The organism is Candidatus Nanohalovita haloferacivicina, from assembly GCF_029232205.1.
Classification (GTDB): Archaea; Nanohalarchaeota; Nanosalinia; order Nanosalinales; family Nanosalinaceae; genus Nanohalovita; species Nanohalovita haloferacivicina.
Map to the genome: position 1 here is coordinate 109,430 of NZ_CP107255.1, position 14,887 is coordinate 124,316.

The 14,887-nt window shown below is 46.0% G+C and carries 16 protein-coding genes; 6 read left to right on the forward strand and 10 right to left on the reverse strand.

Translation table 11 applies throughout. From position 1 onward, the window contains the following. Positions 1-30: 30 nt before the first annotated feature. From HBNXNv_RS00635 to HBNXNv_RS00655, 5 genes are all read right to left on the reverse strand, one after another. Positions 31-591: a hypothetical protein gene (locus HBNXNv_RS00635; RefSeq protein ID WP_347720906.1), complete on the reverse strand. Its 561-nt coding sequence runs from the start codon at positions 589-591 to the stop codon at positions 31-33. A 62-nt stretch (positions 592-653) separates the two neighbouring features. Then, complete coding sequence (locus tag HBNXNv_RS00640; RefSeq protein ID WP_347720907.1) at positions 654-1,097, reverse strand: hypothetical protein; 444 nt, start codon at positions 1,095-1,097, stop codon at positions 654-656. A gap of 6 nt (positions 1,098-1,103) precedes the next feature. Beyond that, a complete protein-coding gene (locus tag HBNXNv_RS00645) occupies positions 1,104-1,748 on the reverse strand; it encodes a DUF2268 domain-containing putative Zn-dependent protease (protein WP_347720908.1) in 645 nt (214 codons plus the stop codon). Beyond that, positions 1,745-2,395 (reverse strand): DUF2268 domain-containing putative Zn-dependent protease, encoded by a 651-nt coding sequence (locus HBNXNv_RS00650; RefSeq protein ID WP_347720909.1) that lies wholly within the window; start codon positions 2,393-2,395, stop codon positions 1,745-1,747. Before HBNXNv_RS00650 ends, HBNXNv_RS00645 begins: the two co-directional genes overlap by 4 nt. Continuing rightward, positions 2,383-2,931, reverse strand: a complete 549-nt coding sequence (locus tag HBNXNv_RS00655) for a thioredoxin family protein (RefSeq protein WP_347720910.1) — start codon at positions 2,929-2,931, stop codon at positions 2,383-2,385. Before HBNXNv_RS00655 ends, HBNXNv_RS00650 begins: the two co-directional genes overlap by 13 nt. A gap of 112 nt (positions 2,932-3,043) precedes the next feature. On the opposite strand from HBNXNv_RS00655, the gene HBNXNv_RS00660 reads away from it, so the two are divergent. The 3 genes from HBNXNv_RS00660 (at position 3,044) to HBNXNv_RS00670 (ending at position 5,207) form a co-directional block, all read left to right on the forward strand. Further along, positions 3,044-3,826: a class I fructose-bisphosphate aldolase gene (locus tag HBNXNv_RS00660; RefSeq protein WP_347721352.1), complete on the forward strand. Its 783-nt coding sequence runs from the start codon at positions 3,044-3,046 to the stop codon at positions 3,824-3,826. A gap of 3 nt (positions 3,827-3,829) precedes the next feature. Beyond that, positions 3,830-4,681 carry a class 1 fructose-bisphosphatase gene (locus tag HBNXNv_RS00665; protein ID WP_347720911.1) on the forward strand — a complete coding sequence of 284 codons (852 nt, stop codon included), beginning with the start codon at positions 3,830-3,832 and terminating at the stop codon, positions 4,679-4,681. Between the two features lie 112 nt (positions 4,682-4,793). Continuing rightward, entirely contained in the window at positions 4,794-5,207 is a 414-nt protein-coding gene (locus HBNXNv_RS00670; protein ID WP_347720912.1) for a hypothetical protein, read from the forward strand. Here HBNXNv_RS00670 and HBNXNv_RS00675 read toward each other — a convergent pair. After that, on the reverse strand, positions 5,204-7,486 hold the full coding sequence (locus tag HBNXNv_RS00675) for a DEAD/DEAH box helicase (protein WP_347720913.1): 2,283 nt from the start codon (positions 7,484-7,486) through the stop codon (positions 5,204-5,206). The two genes, HBNXNv_RS00670 and HBNXNv_RS00675, sit on opposite strands and share 4 nt — an antisense overlap. A 307-nt stretch (positions 7,487-7,793) precedes the next feature. On the opposite strand from HBNXNv_RS00675, the gene HBNXNv_RS00680 reads away from it, so the two are divergent. From HBNXNv_RS00680 to HBNXNv_RS00690, 3 genes are all read left to right on the forward strand, one after another. After that, entirely contained in the window at positions 7,794-8,855 is a 1,062-nt protein-coding gene (locus tag HBNXNv_RS00680) for a hypothetical protein (RefSeq protein WP_347720914.1), read from the forward strand. Between the two features lie 77 nt (positions 8,856-8,932). After that, a complete protein-coding gene (locus tag HBNXNv_RS00685; RefSeq protein WP_347720915.1) occupies positions 8,933-9,394 on the forward strand; it encodes a lamin tail domain-containing protein in 462 nt (153 codons plus the stop codon). Further along, on the forward strand, positions 9,394-10,635 hold the full coding sequence (locus HBNXNv_RS00690) for a hypothetical protein (RefSeq protein WP_347720916.1): 1,242 nt from the start codon (positions 9,394-9,396) through the stop codon (positions 10,633-10,635). The genes HBNXNv_RS00685 and HBNXNv_RS00690 overlap by 1 nt, the downstream gene beginning before the upstream one ends. Before the next feature lie 15 nt (positions 10,636-10,650). Here the strand turns inward: HBNXNv_RS00690 and HBNXNv_RS00695 are convergent, their stop codons facing one another. The 4 genes from HBNXNv_RS00695 to HBNXNv_RS00710 form a co-directional block, all read right to left on the reverse strand. Continuing rightward, positions 10,651-11,076, reverse strand: coding sequence for a hypothetical protein (locus HBNXNv_RS00695; RefSeq protein ID WP_347720917.1), 426 nt, complete (start codon positions 11,074-11,076; stop codon positions 10,651-10,653). 4 nt (positions 11,077-11,080) lie between these two features. Further along, positions 11,081-12,763, reverse strand: coding sequence for an FAD-dependent thymidylate synthase (locus HBNXNv_RS00700; RefSeq protein ID WP_347720918.1), 1,683 nt, complete (start codon positions 12,761-12,763; stop codon positions 11,081-11,083). Between the two features lie 113 nt (positions 12,764-12,876). Then, the gene (locus HBNXNv_RS00705; protein WP_347720919.1) at positions 12,877-14,139 is read right to left on the reverse strand and encodes a serine hydroxymethyltransferase; all 1,263 of its coding nucleotides are present in this window, start codon (positions 14,137-14,139) and stop codon (positions 12,877-12,879) included. Positions 14,140-14,229: 90 nt separating this feature from the next. Beyond that, positions 14,230-14,874 (reverse strand): Bax inhibitor-1 family protein, encoded by a 645-nt coding sequence (locus HBNXNv_RS00710; RefSeq protein ID WP_347720920.1) that lies wholly within the window; start codon positions 14,872-14,874, stop codon positions 14,230-14,232. Positions 14,875-14,887: the final 13 nt, after the last annotated feature.

A 14,887-nucleotide genomic window follows, 5' to 3' on the forward strand; every position in this document is an offset into this window, starting at 1 on the left:
AAACAGGCTTTGATTTCAAAACTTCTATCTTTAACCCTGGAAAAGCCTGTCGCCGGCATCAATCATATCGGACATTGACAGCTCCGGAAAGTTTTCCAGGCCGTGAACATCTTTCAACTCCTCTGCAAGGTAGTATGCAAGAGTAAATCCGTAGTGCGAGAGCTCTTCTGTTTCCTCGACAAGCGACATCTGCACTTCCTCACGTAGAACAGGCCAGTTCTCCTCTAATTCTTCTTCAGGATCCAGCTGAGGTTTTACTTCGGTGATGTTTTCTGCGAACATGAGGGAGTGGCCTAGCATAAGTAGTTCTTCCCAGTGGTAAGAGTTTGACTTGTACTCCAGGAACCATGACTGTGCATAGGCCTGCGCAACCGTAGTTTTCAGATCATCCTTCCAGTTCTCTCCAGTACCTACATTGATTCGGGCCTCTTCCTCAGAGATTACCTCTGGACTTGGTTGGTCTGCCCAGCTCATGTAAACCTTCAGATCGCTGTCTTTACCTAGTACAGCCTCGCATGTCTGTAAAAGGCCTTCTACAATATCGTTTGCTTCACGGAAAACTTCTGGTGATGGCGCGATTGTATGTTCCATTTTTTCTTTCTCCTGTCAATTCTTCACTTACTGAATAATTTATTACCTCTTGATTTCTTTGGCTATCGTTCTCCAAATGCTTTCTCAGCTTCCTCACGTATTTCTCCTGCGAACTGGAGGCTGCCTTCATGATCGCCTAGAAAAATCCATGAAAGGTCCTCAGGCACTACGTAAAAAGTTATCAAATCTTCTCGAATCTCAGATATCTCTTCTGGATCTATTTCAACGGCCTTGGAATCATATTTCTCTTCAAATGTTTCCTGGAATGAAGGGACGTACTGGCCTCCAGGATATGCAATCATGAACAGTTTTTCGCCGCGTTTTTTCAACATTTCAATGAACTCTTCCAGCCGTTCCCTGTTTTTCTCCTGCTCATGCCAGTCAGTTCTGAAGAAATCGTCAATATCTATGGGCTCCCACTCGCTATCAACATCTCCTCTAATCCCGAATTCCTCACGAATTCTATCTCTCAATTCCTTATCCTCATTATCTGAAAGAATTCTCACAACATCTCACCGTTCTTCGAAAAGACTGTCTCCGGCCTCAACCAGATCCTCTTTCTCAAGTTCAGGGAAATCCTGTAGTTCGTGGCCCTGTTCCATCAGTTCCTGACCTATCTGGTAACTCAGTGAGTATCCTAGCCAGTTAGGGTAGTTTTCTCCTTCTCTATCTATGAAAAGCGGGTCTGGATAGCTGTACTGCCGGTCAAGCTCTTCCTTGACATCCTCCCAGTACTCCGATATTTTATCTACAGAGTGCTCGTAACGCCAGGGCTCAGGCGCTTCCGGCACCAGTTTCTCGGTAATATTCTGTGTCAGGCCTTCCTCTATAATGTACATCCACATAGGTTTCTCGCTGTGTTCATCGAGGCCTTTCTGCTCGGAGAAGTATGCGTGTGCGAACTCATGGACTGAGGTGCCAAGCAGAGCGGTTTCCCAGCCCTCGACATCTGCATTGAACTCGGCCTCGAAGTAGCCGCTGTTCCATCCCAGGCCTCGAGAACCGTTCATCTGCTCCTTGACAAAATCATCCTCGGTCCAGCCATAACCTACACGTACATCTTCCTCTTTCGGCAATTCTTCTTTTGCAAGCATTATGCCTTCTTCAACAATGCTCTGAGCTTTCTCAAGCTCCTCCGATGCAGGCCTGTGATTCATTGTAGAAAAATTCTGTCACCAACTCTGATAATATCTTCTTTCCCTAACTCGGGAAATTCTTCTGGAGTGTGCTTCTTCAAAAGTTCTTGCCCGATAACGTAGCTCAGTGAGTATCCTAGCCAGTTAGGGTATTCTGAGCTACTTCTGTTGATGAAAAGCGGTTTGTAGAAGTCTGTGCCTTTTTTCTCTAGTTCCTTTTCTTTGATTTGAGGCCAGTACTCTGCTATTTCTTCTCTTGAGAACATCGTGGATTTTCTGTGATTGGCTTCTGGCACAAGTTCTTTTGAGAAATGCTGTGTAAGGGCCTCTTCGATTATGTGTTTCCACATTATCTTGGATCGGCCACTGTTTTTCTCGAAGAACCATGTATGTACATATTCGTGGACTGTAGTCGACTTCAGATTAATTTTCCAATTATCGGCCTTCGAGTTGAACTTGACTTGCATCCATGAGGGATTAATGGCCTTTCCTGTCGAACCTCCCATCTCCTCAACTACAAAATCCTGGCTAGTCCAGCACACATCAATATAGAGCTCTATCTCTTTCTGTAACTTCTCGGAAATTAGGTCAAGGCCTTCTTCAACCTGTTTTTCTGCCTCTTCCATATCCTCTTTTCCAGAATTTATTCTGTGCTTCATTCCTTCCATTTTATTGAGCAGCCAACAGGGTCTTCGCGCTCTTCTGGTGGCTCTTTTCTTTTCAGCATTTTTTCGATTGCATCGGCCATATACCTCTTCTCTACTTCGTCGTCTGGCCCGGCCTTGTCGTTCAACTTGCTGTGGTAGAAAAGTCGGTGGCGCATGTCTAAGAGGAACGGGTCGGGGGTGCACTCGGCTCCGAACTTCTTCGCGACCTCTTGATCAGGGTCTGAAAGGTAGTAGAAGTGTGCGGATTCCAGGCCTTTCTCCTCGATGAACTCGGGCATTTTCTCCTCAGAATCCATAGGGTGTGTCTCCGCGTTTGAGTTGATGCCGACGATTGCGATGGATGAGAACTCGTCGTTCAACTTTTTGATCTCCGGTACTTCGGCCTGTACGTACGGGCAGTGGTTGCACATGAAAATTACAAGCACTCCGTCGTAGTTGTCAAGATCAGAAAGTGCCACGTTCTGGCCTTTGTAGTCTTCAAGTTCGAATTCTGGCGCTGGTTCTCCTGTTTCAAGTACGTTTTCTGAATTGCTCATAACTTTACAAGGTTGTTGAAGCTTCAAGTTCTTTGGGCGACTTATCTTATTTTTGGCGTTCAGAGGCGGTTTTTTCCGGCAGATTTTTTAACACAAAAACGTAATACGTTGTATTATGAAGTACGATAATGATACTATTTTCCGGAATGGAAACTCTCTAATCCTGGCATACGATCACGGAACAGAACACGGCCCGACTGATTTCGAACCTCAGCCTGAAAGCGCAGATCCAAGACACGTCTTCGAGGTTGGAAGACATGATGCGGTGACGTGCGTCGCAGTCCAGAAAGGAATTGCAGAAACCTACTACCCAGAATACAGAGATGAGGTAAATCTTCTTCTCAAACTGAACGGTAACTCCGCACTGCCAGAAAGAGAGGACTACTACTCTCCAAAACAGTGCAGCGTACAGTATGCTGTTGAAGAACTTGGCGCAGATGCAGTAGGATACACGATGTACGCAGGAAGCATCCACGAGGATCAGATGTGGAAGGAATTCCGCGAAGTACAGGAAGAGGCCCGAAAATATGGCGTACCTGTGGTTATGTGGGCCTATCCAAGAGGAAAAGGAATCCAGAACTCGGAGTACTCAGGCCAGAAAGACCCTGACCTGATTGCTTACGCAGCAAGACTTGGACTTGAGCTCGGTGCAGACATGGTTAAATGCAAGTATCCTGGAAAACAGGAGCACTGGGAAGAAGTTGAGAGAGTAACAGGCGAAATGAAAACTGTAATGTCAGGAGGGTCAAAGAGAAGCGACGAGGCCTTCATTGAAGATGTTCAAAGCGTTATCAATGCTGGAGGAAATGGCCTTGCAGTAGGCAGAAATATCTTCCAGCGTGAGGATCCTGAAGAACTGCTTGACCAGCTTGAAGAAGTCATCTTCGAGGATTAAGCCATGAGCGATGAAGTGGTCGATGAAGTAATCCAGAAAGTGGCCGAGGCCGCACCACATATTTCCTCAGGCCTGATGCATCGTAGAGAGTATGTTGGAGAAGAGAATCCTTCTGATGAGAAGATGATGGAGGCCGATGTATGGGCCAACGAGTTCTTCAAGGAGAAGATAACCTCTATCGACGGCGTCGGAGAGTTTGCATCAGAGGAAGAGCATGAGATAACTGATTGTGGGGAAGGCCTGTCAGTGGCTATTGATCCTCTTGATGGTTCATCTAACATCCCTACCAACAATCTTGTAGGTACTATAGTATGTATTTACGACGAGAGACTGCCTTGCAGCGGTGAGAATCTTGTTGCGGCCTTCTATATTCTTTATGGGCCGTTGACCACGGTAACTGTTGCCAGGGAGGGCCAGGTTAACGAGTACGTTATAGAGGAAAGTCCTGGTGATGATGTAGATCTCTATATGGCCAGTGAGGATATCAGGATCGAAGGTAAGAATATATACGGTCTTGGAGGTAATAAGGCCTGGTTTGATGATGTTGAGGATCTTGAATCTGAGCTTGCAGATGATTTAAAGCTTCGTTACGGTGGTGCGCTAGTAGGAGATTTCAATCAGATGCTGCATCACGGAGGGGTTTTCGGTTATCCTGCGAAAGAAGGCTATGAGAATGGAAAGTACAGAATTCTTTTTGAGGGAAATCCTATGGCCTTCATTGCTGAGGCCGCAGGAGGGGCTTCCACCAACGGAGAAAGGTCGATTCTGGAGGTTGAAGTTGATGATATTCATCAGAGAACTCCTTTCTACGCAGGCCAAAAAGAGCTGGTTCAGAGAGTAGAGGAGCATCTCTGACCTTCTTTCTCTTTACCTCTCCGTTATTCTCTAAAGAACCAACCTAGACAAGGCTTTGAACAGACAGGAGTCGAGCAAAAAAGACAAAAGAATTAGCCTGCATTTTCTATCTATGTTTAGATCAAAGAACCCTGTCGAAAGCTATCATCAACCTGTAATGACTGTTTCTGACGCCGAGATTTCCGATTACGTGGCCGCAGTTGGGGAAATAGCTGAGGAAAGGCTGGAAAACCTTCCTGATGAATTGTACGCGTTCCAGCAATCTTACGATATGCTTAACCAGACACTTGACGTCTCGGAGACATACGCATTTGAAAGAGATTTTTACAACCAGTTGCTGGAAGGCCTTGGCGATGTGGAATCGAAAAGCGATCTTTTCAGACATGCAGATGAGGCAGTTGAGGCCGAAACATTGCTACCCGATTATCTGAGAGCTCTGGATATTTTCAAGGCAAGAACAGAAGGTATGAGAGGCCTTATGCTTCAGGAAGTCTTTGAAGAGGCCAAGGAAGAGCTTGAAGGCTAGTCAAAGTAGTCCATAATATTTTCACGGTCGAAGATATTTTCCTCGCCGACCTGTTTCTTCAGCTTCTTGGCAGTTCTCTTACCTATCAATTTTTTCAATTTCTCAAAGCTGACCTCTCGAATATCCTCCATATCTCTGACGCCATTATCATGAAGTTTACGGGCTCTTACCCGGCCAATCTGATCATATTTAACCAGGCTCAGAAGCTCCTCTTTTATTCCATGTTTCAGCCTTATTCTCAGTTTTTCAAGATCTTTATCAGTATCTAGTTCCTCTGTGCGGGCCAGTTCCTTCGCTGCGTATACCAGCCAGTCAGCGTTCCGCATCTTGGCCCTTATTCCTCCAGGCGCAATGTTGAACTCGTTCATCAGTTTTTCCTCGTCGTTCTCGCCGATCCAGGCCTGCATCATCGCAGCTGTCTTCATGGAGTTCATAAATGACTCGTACTCGACATCCCATTCGTTAGGTATTGACTCCAGCAGGTAGTCGCGGGCATCCATCAACATCTGCTCGTAGTCACTCCACTCCTTATCTTTCACTCTCAGAGGAGGATTCATCTCGGAGGTACGGGCCAGCATGAAAAGATAGGATACCGGCTTGACTGCTTCCTTCTGCTGTGCTTTCTCAAGGGATTGAAGCATTCTGTGGGCGGAATCAGGATCAATATACAGCTCTGAGACTCTTCTGCCGACCTTTGTGGCCTCAAGCTCTTCTTCATGCAGAAAGCCGTAATCTATCAGCTGATCGACCACGTCCTTGATCTGGGCCTCTACCTCGCTCATCTCCTCGAACTGGTGGGCGTAGAAAGTCTTCTTGTAGAAGCTGAGGAGTTCGTCCATGTCTGTACAGAACTTTGAGGCAACTAGTGCAAGTGTATGCATTCTGAGTACTGGTTTTACTGCCAGTTTCGACTGTATTCTCTCTGGCTCGCCAAGAATATACCTATTCAAAATTTCGTCCTTCATTCCGGGGTTCTTTGCTATAGATATGGCCTCTCCACGATCGTCGTACTTCGGTCTTCCTGCCCTGCCGGTCATCTGCTCGTACTCCAGGACAGGTATGAAGTCCATGCCGCTGCCGGTGTACCTTTTGAGATCTCTGATTATTACTCTAAAGGCCGGAAGATTGACTCCTGCAGCGAGAGTCGGTGTAGCGGATACCGTTCTGATCAGGCCTTTACGAAATGCCTCTTCCACAAGGTTTCTCTGCTCTGTGACGAGGCCTGCGTGGTGGAAGGCTGCTCCCTTCCTCACGTTTTCCGCAAGTCTCTTGCACTGCGATGTTGGCGATCCCAGTACGTTAACGATTCTGTCTGCGTATTCTTCCAGTTCCTGGCGTTCCTGGTAGTCGATATCGTTGTCAGTTACTTTTCCAGCTCGATCACTGCTTTTTTCAGCTCCTTTCCTCGAGTTGCAGAATACAATGGCCTGTTTCTCCTGTTCAAGAGTGTCTTCAATTATGTTTGTAACTCCGCGGCCGTGTACGTCGTCGATGAACTCTGTACGGCCTTCATCCTTTTTCTCTTCCTGCTTCTTCACTTCGGCCCCGGTCTTGAATCCTTCAGGGGCGCTGGAGTCGTCTTCTTCATCGATTTCTTCGTCACCTGTAAAGAACTCTACCTCGTTCTGCCAGTAGACTCCGTGCTCGAGATCTACAGGCCTGTAGCTGGATTCGACCAGTTCTGCGTCAAGCCATGTAGCTAGCTCGCTGGAGTTGGAAATTGTGGCAGACAGGCCTAGCATCTGGAAATCAAGCAGCTCTCTGAGTCTTGTAAGGGTCACTTCCAGTGTAGGCCCTCTTTCTGGAGAAGTTAGTAGATGGATTTCATCTGTTACTACGAGGCCTATGTTGTGGATCCATGAAGGGTTGTGGCGTAGCATAGAATCTAGTTTTTCCGATGTCGTTACTACGATGTCTGCGTTGTCAAGGCCTTTTCCTTCGTCGTCAAGATCTCCTACAGAGATTCTCACGTTAAGGTTTTCGTATCTTTCAGAGAAGTCCTGGTATTTTTCAGAGGCCAGGGCCTTCAATGGTACTATGTATACTGCTGTTTTTTCCTGTTTGACGACCTGGTTGACCATCGCGAGCTCGGCAATAAAAGTCTTCCCTGAGGCCGTTGGAGAGGCCACTATCATGTCGTCTCCGTCCATTAATCCTGAGTTAACGGCCTTTCGCTGTGGAGGATTCAGTTCTGTGATTCCTTCGTCTATGTAGTCTTTCTTGATTCTGTCAGGTATCTCAAGGTTCTCCACTTTGATCTCCTGGTTTTGATTGCTCACATATTATCTCTGACTGCAAAACTCTTATGGCTCATTGATGGCGGAAGATTTCTGTCGTTAAGATGTCTTAGCTAGGCCTAAAAAAGCTTGTGATATTCTCTTCAGAGAACAAAAGAGGGCCGCTCTATGCTTTATAGTCAAAGAGTATAAAAGAATAGTTTCTTTTTTCCTTTCCACGGGGAACCAACAGAGGGGTATAACATGAAAGATCATACCAAACGATTTAGAGGTAATTCTTTTTCCGCATATCCAAAATCCAATTCTAAAACAAATAATCAGGCCATTTAGAGGCCGGAGGTGAACAATTATGAATTTGAAGAAAGCACTCAAGCACGACGTACAAGTCGCAGGCAAGACCATTCCAACCATGATTCTAGTAGGTCTCTTCCTAGTTGGAGGAGGATCCGCAGCACTGCTTACAAACTTTGGAACAGTTTCCAGAACAGCAGATGTAGATCAGGCAGTTACGTTTGATGGTCCAGAGACTTTCGAGTTTTCCGCAGTAGGAGGTCAATCAGACTACCAGACTAGCACGGTGACTAACCATCTCAACAGTTCTGCTCCGGTTAGAGTAATAAGTTCGGTAAAGAACACTCCGTCTACAGATAAGGAAACGACATCTGGAACCTCTCTTGAGACATCGAGCATTCTACTCAAGAACGGGAAAACTTACAGTGTCGTGAATGATGATGCAGGGGAGTCTTCAGCTAGCTTCGTGATGGTTGATGGAACGCCCGCAGTTAGGGCTACCGCTTCTTATGAGAAAGAACCTGATCAAGCTGGAGAGGTCTCAGCAGGATTATTCTTCAACGCCTCAGGAACTTTAATGAATAGTTCTACACAGACTCCGACAACATTCACGGTAGATTATCAGGGATCTGGACAGAATGTTCAGAAGCCAGATTGGATTTATGCTGTAGTCTCTACTTCGGATCAAGATTACATGATTCTTGATCCTACAGTAGAAGCCGATTCTGGTGCTCAGGTCTCTTGGAGTGGCGATGGATTCACCAACGGGGATGCTGTGGTCTATGAAGTTTCCGAAGTTGACTCAGCGCAAACCAAAGGAGACTTCCAGTTCGGCACTAGATATGGGCCAAGTGACGGCACTGACCCAGTAGGCCCATTGAATCTCCATGGTGCAGAGATCAGATATGTTGGTGTAGGTACAGGAACCAACTACGATCAGAGCTCTCACGAAATCTATTACACTGGTTTCCAGTTCAATGGAGAGCAGTTGATCAAGTCTGGAAGCGATTTCAATGCAGACTTGCCTTCTGGTGAATCTCAGATTGGAACTGTTGCAGATGCAAATCTGGCTGCAGTACCTGGAGATTATACCGTAGGCTTGAACGTTACAACTCAGTAAATCTCTCTTTTGAGAGGAGTTAGGAGCAGGCCTTGGTAGGCTTTCAGGCCGGTGTTCGATTCCCGGCCCTGCTTTTTATGGATAAGAAGAGTGTTTTTGTTGGCTTCATGGCCTTGTTTTTGTTTGGTGCTGGTTCTGCCAGTGTTTTGGCTAGTTTTGGAACTATCAGTGGTACTGCTGATGTTAAATCTTCGTTACGTATAACAGAGATTCACTGGAATGAGAGCGCCGATCCAGGTTATGAGTACATTATAATAGAGAATAGGGCTCCAAAGTCTATTCAGGTTTCTAATATTCTGGTGGGAGACTCTGGTGGAACTGATGAGGATGGGCTTCAGGGAGCTACTGAGATTAAATCAGGTCAGACTGCTACAATTACAGGAGACGAAGTCTCTTCAACTTCTCTTGGAAGCGATCTTCATTTGCAGGTTACTGACACAGCTATTGCAGATAGTGGCCTTAATAATGGTGGAGAGACTCTCTACTTGAAATTAAATGGAAATAAAATTTATGAGAAAACTTACTCGGGTGATGATTAATGATTAAGAAGCTACTATTAACGGCCTTTGTTTTGATGTTGGTGTCCGGTGTTTCGGGCCAGACTTTGCAGGATTTTGAGTACAGTCCTGGTAATGATTTCCAGTTGAACTTGACTGGCGGTGAGTCTTTCAGTGTTGATGCGGACTTTACGAATGCTGTTAGCAGGCCTGTTCCTGTTGCAGTGGAGGTTCGTGTTGATGGAGATCTTCCTATGAGTTCTTCAGGTGAAGAGTTTGATCTTTCTGGATCTACTGTTGATGCTGAAGGCCTTGAGTTCTCCGACTTTGATTACTACAAGAAGAATGGTGATGGTTTCTATACCTCTACTTTGAATGGTAGTGTCTCGGAGGACTTTGATTCAGGTGTTTCACTAGTGTTTGATTCCAGTACTTTGATTCAGCCTGATACTTACAGTTTTGATGTTAAGGTTAGATCTGAGATTGGTTCTAATTCTTCTGCATCTTCGAATGCAAGTGTGAATGCTTCGGAGCCTGCGGAGGTTTCATCAGGCAATGCAAGAGTGAAAGTTAATGCCTCGGATAACGCCAATGTTACTGTTCAGAGTTTGGGAAGTGTCTCGACTCAGCCTCCTCAGTCCAGAACCAACTTTGTAGGCGGTGTCTCAGTCGATGTCAGAAATAATACAGGAAAGGTTGAGGCCTCTGGTACGGTTACGATCACTTATTCGAACAATGCCTTTGACGATGATGATATGGCTGTCTACTATTACAATGATACTAGCGGTGAATGGGAGTTTGAAGGAGGAACTCATTACCCTGGGAACAACTCGATTGTAGCGGATGTGGATCATTTCTCGACCTATGTTGCTTACCGCAGCCAGCCTGACACAGATGATGACAATGATGGTGGTGGCGGTGGCGGCTCTACAAGCTCCGATGATCAGGCCCAGGATGAAACAACTACTGTAAATGAAGATACTGAGCCAGAGGAAACTGCTCCGGAAGAAGATTCCTCCTCTCAGGGCCAGGAACAGAATGAGACCGATCAGGCCCAGGATGAAGAGCAGCAACAGCAGAATAATACTGAAACAGGTCAAGAAGATGCTCAGCAACCTGAAGGCCCTCAGAACCCGCCTAGAACAGGACTTTTCACAGCCAACCCTACCAGTATTGCAGGAGGCCTTGCATTCCTGATTCTGGTGCTGGCAGCTGGATTACAGTACACGGGAAGAATTGATTTTAGAGAAGTTCCTGAGAAGGTCAGAAGTTACAGAGGGTAGAAACTTTTTTCCCTCTTATCTTCTTTCTCTGTACTCGGTGATTAGGCCTTTAATCTTCTGGTCGTTTTTTATCTCCAGAGTGTTGCGGAAGTAGGAGTAGATTCTTCCTATACTATCTGTGTCAAGTGATTCCAAGGCCTTTTCCACGGGCTTCTCATTTTCTGTTTCTTTTTCATCTTTGTAGGATTCTGGTTCCAGAATGTGTTTTACAGGGCCTTCTTGATAGGTCTCTACGTAGAGTGCTTCCCATGTTGCAGGATTATTTTCGGTCTTAAGTATTGTGTCTGTGTCGGCGTGTTTCAGTACGCGGCCAACGAAATCAGGTTCCAGTTCTTCGCTGAATTCTGCTATGTCGCTGCTGGTGAAGGAGCTTGTTTCCTCGTTGATGTATTCCTCTATTACTGGCATTACTTCTTCCTGGTATCGGAGTTCCCAGCTCATGCGATCACGTGTGCAGATCTGTTTCTCCTGGCTGAATCCTCATCAATTCTTTCACCGGGGCGTTTCTGTATACGTCCTTGATGCCTTTTCCTTCAGGGTATTCTTCCAGGCCTAGCAGCCATGGATATTCTCTGGCTGCTTCTTCTGCCAGGTTGAATGCGTCTTCACGGTATGAGAAGTTTCCTTCAGGCGTTGATCGCAAGTTTACAAAGTATTGAAGCTGATCAAGGCCTATGCTCATAGTAATTGTTGTCATTGTAGCCATTGGCAGGACGTACTGCGCCTGCAGTTTGAAGTCCTCTCTAATCTGTTTTTCCGCTTCGTGCGCTATCTGCATTGTCTCTTCAAAGAGTTCTCCTGCTTTCTCAGGCATTTCATCGACTACTTCTGGCCTGTAGTATCCCATGTCGAGGCTGTAGATGTTTTCTCCTCTATCGTTTTTCTGGTGTCTTCTCAGATCTCTTAGAGCGCCTACATCTGTTTTTATCTCGATCGTCAGTTTCTCGATGTCATATTCTTCGTTGCGGCCTACCCATTCATCGTAGGTGTTCCGGCCCTCGACTGTTCTCTCCAGCACATCGATTTTCTCGTTGTAGCTCATCTCCTCTGACTTCTGGAAGGCCTGTTTGAAGCTGCAGGAGTTGTTTTCCTTGAGGGTGTGGGCCACTAGCTTGTTGAGAAGGTTTTCTGGCGCGGATATTATTTCAACTCCTTTTTCGATTTCCTCTCCTTCTGAATCCATTTCAAATTCGCCGTTGTACAGATTTAGTTTATCGGAGCGGTATTCGCTTTTCTCCGTGTATTTCAGTAGTGAAGGCGCTATCTGGCCTCCTGAGTCTTCCAGTTTCTCTGCTGCGTCGTTCATTTCGCTGAGAGGGCTGCTTTTCCATGATGCGATGTCAAATTCTGTGCTTCTGGCGTCAAGCGCCCAGGCAATGTTTGTCTGAATGGCCTGCGGAAGAAGAAATCTTGCGATGTCAAGGGCCTTTCCGTCGAGTTCTCTCTTGTATTTTCTCTCTAGGAAACCTTCTGATTTCTCCTGTGTTTCTTCTGATTGTTTTTCCAGCCATTCTTCGTAAGGTAGTTGTTCTCTGTAGTATTCTTTGGCTATTTCTGTGAACTCCTTGTAGTTTTCGGTCATTTTCTCGATGGTTTCTGTGTATTTTTCGGAGTGCTCGCTTTCCATGATGTCTGGATCTTTGTAGTAGTTGTCTTTGTCGAATTCTACGTAGCGGGTGCTTTGTTCGATGAAAAATGCTAGCTGGTCTTCTGCAAGTTTTCTCGCGAATATCTGGCTGACGTCATTTGCTACGAACGGAATCCAGACAGTGTTTGCAATTGATTTGTGGCCGTATGTTCCGTAGTATTTTTCAAAGAAGCTCTGGGATTTTTCAAGGCCTGATTGAAGGCCTTTCTGCGGGTGTTCGTAGATATCTCCTTCTTTTTCGTCTGCTGTTCTTGCCAGTTTCTCCAGTCTTTCTTCGCCGCCTTCTATTTTGTGGCCTCGGATATTTCCTTTTATTGCGTCTAGGAGGTGTTCTCTGATGTCTTTGGGGCTTCTTGAGAAAAAGCTGCCGAATGCGCCGAATATTTCCGGGCTGACGTTTTGCACGGCATAGATGTTTTCTTCTGTATGGGTTACAAAGTTTGAAAGTGCCTTTTTTTCTGTTTCAGAGAATTCTGTCAACTGTTTAAACCCCTCCAAAAAAGGGTTCGATCTGAGTTATTTTATATTTTGAGAACCATATTTGAGAAGTAAAAAATAGATAAATTGAGGCCTGAGCATGGCGAACTGTGTCGCTAGAACTCTACATCTGAATCCTCGTAGAGAGGGAACTCTGCCAGAAGCTCTGAGACTCTGTCCTCCACTTCTGACCTTATATCTTCGCTTTCAGGATTCTTCACTACTTCGCCGATCATTTTTCCGATCTCCTTGAGTTCTTCCTCTTCCATTCCTCTTGTTGTCAGTGCTGGGGTACCAATTCTGATACCAGAGGTTACCATTGGTGGTTCTGGATCGTAAGGTACTGCGTTTTTGTTGACAACTATTCCTGCTTCTTCAAGGGCCTCTTCTGCTTCTTTTCCTGTTGTTTCTTCGTCTGTCAGGTCGACGAGTACTAGATGATTGTCTGTTCCGCCTGAAACCATTTGAAGGCCTTTTTCTCTGAGGCCTTCTGCCAGGGCTTTGGTATTTTTCTTTATCTGTGCGGCGTAGTCTTTGAACTCTGGTTTCATTGCTTCTTTGAAGCATACTGCTTTTCCTGCGATCTGATGCATTAGTGGGCCTCCCTGGCTGTATGGGAATACCGCTGAATCTACTTCATCTGCGTATTCTCGTTTGCAGAGGATCATGCCGCCTCTTGCGCCCCGGATTGATTTGTGGGTGGTTGTTGTGACAATGTCACATTCTGGGAACGGCGAAGGATGTTCTCCTGCTGCTACAAGACCTGATATGTGGGCTATATCGCACATGAGCAGTGCGTCGACTTCGTCGGCAACTTCTCTGAACATTTCAAAGTCTATTTCTCTGGGATATGCGGAGTAGCCGCAGACTATCAGGTCAGGGTTGTGCTCCTTTGCGGCTTTCATTACATCTTCTTTCTCGAATCTTTCGGTTTCCTGGTTGATGCCGTATGTTTCGAAGTCGAAAAGGTCTCCTGAGAAGTTTACTCCGTGGCCGTGTGTTAGGTGGCCTCCATGGCTAAGTACTGGACCTAGTATTTTGTCTCCTGCGTCTAGCTGTGAGAAGTATGCTGCAAAGTTGGCCTGGCTTCCTGAGTGTGGCTGTACGTTGGCATGGTCGGCGTTGAAGATTTCACATGCTCTTTCACGGGCCAGGTTTTCGATCTTGTCGTGGTGTTCGCAGCCGGCGTAGTATCTTTTTCCTGGAAGGCCTTCTGCGTATTTGTTGGTGAGAACTGATCCCTGGGCCTGTAGAATCTGTTTTGGTACAAAGTTTTCCGAGGCAATCATTTCGAGTGATTCGCTTTCCTGCCTCTCTACCTCATTTTTCAGGGCTTTGTAGACTTCTGGGTCGGCCTCGGAAATATCCTTGTGTTCCATGTAACTGGTTCTTTCATGAAGTCATAATTGTCTTTCGATCAGTCCGTATCTCTGGCAGAAAAAGAAGAGAAGTGAGGGTTGGGAGGGCCTTTATCGGTCGGCCAGCATTTCTATTACTATCTGAAGGATCTGTACGAATACTCCCATGAATGCGACGTAGATTCCTATTCCGTTGAGGTATACGTTGGAAGGCCTCTGTTTCATGTCCCAGATCTCGTAGACTAGGTATGTCAGGAATCCTGCGAGGGCGAGTGCGAATGCTACTATGATCAGGCCTCTGCTGAATGTTCCTATGAAAGATATTCCAAGTACTCCCATGAAGAGGTAGTTTGAGTATCTCTGCCATGAGGAGAAGTCGTGTTCTGTTAGATATACTAGCAGGCCGCTTATTACTGTGATTGCTGTGGTTATAATTGCTGTTGCTGCTAGTGCGATCATCTGTGTTCTTGGCCCGATCATGCCGAGTATTCCTGCTCCGAAGATCCCGTATGTTATTTGCAGGATTGCTGTGCCGAGCCAGGCCTGCTTTGTTTGGTTGTTGCGTATTCCTTTTTTGGCCAGGTATACTCCTCCGGTTAGTAGTGCTCCGTAGAATATTACTCCGAGTATGAATGTGCTGAATACGATGTTTGAGATTGTTGATAACGGTGTGAATGCGAAGACCCACATTACTGCGATGTTTATCAGTATTAGGCCTGCGCTGAGTCCTATGCTTTTCAGTTCTTCTGTTTTCATATTGTGTTTGGAG

Coding starts and splice junctions, on each gene's coding strand:
- HBNXNv_RS00635 (WP_347720906.1), bottom strand. CDS start 591: ATGGAACATACAATCGCGCCATCACCAGAAGTTTTCCGTGAAGCAAAC.
- HBNXNv_RS00645 (WP_347720908.1), bottom strand. CDS start 1,748: ATGAATCACAGGCCTGCATCGGAGGAGCTTGAGAAAGCTCAGAGCATT.
- HBNXNv_RS00650 (WP_347720909.1), bottom strand. CDS start 2,395: ATGGAAGGAATGAAGCACAGAATAAATTCTGGAAAAGAGGATATGGAA.
- HBNXNv_RS00655 (WP_347720910.1), bottom strand. CDS start 2,931: ATGAGCAATTCAGAAAACGTACTTGAAACAGGAGAACCAGCGCCAGAA.
- HBNXNv_RS00665 (WP_347720911.1), top strand. CDS start 3,830: ATGAGCGATGAAGTGGTCGATGAAGTAATCCAGAAAGTGGCCGAGGCC.
- HBNXNv_RS00670 (WP_347720912.1), top strand. CDS start 4,794: ATGTTTAGATCAAAGAACCCTGTCGAAAGCTATCATCAACCTGTAATG.
- HBNXNv_RS00680 (WP_347720914.1), top strand. CDS start 7,794: ATGAATTTGAAGAAAGCACTCAAGCACGACGTACAAGTCGCAGGCAAG.
- HBNXNv_RS00685 (WP_347720915.1), top strand. CDS start 8,933: ATGGATAAGAAGAGTGTTTTTGTTGGCTTCATGGCCTTGTTTTTGTTT.
- HBNXNv_RS00690 (WP_347720916.1), top strand. CDS start 9,394: ATGATTAAGAAGCTACTATTAACGGCCTTTGTTTTGATGTTGGTGTCC.
- HBNXNv_RS00695 (WP_347720917.1), bottom strand. CDS start 11,076: ATGAGCTGGGAACTCCGATACCAGGAAGAAGTAATGCCAGTAATAGAG.
- HBNXNv_RS00705 (WP_347720919.1), bottom strand. CDS start 14,139: ATGGAACACAAGGATATTTCCGAGGCCGACCCAGAAGTCTACAAAGCC.
- HBNXNv_RS00710 (WP_347720920.1), bottom strand. CDS start 14,874: ATGAAAACAGAAGAACTGAAAAGCATAGGACTCAGCGCAGGCCTAATA.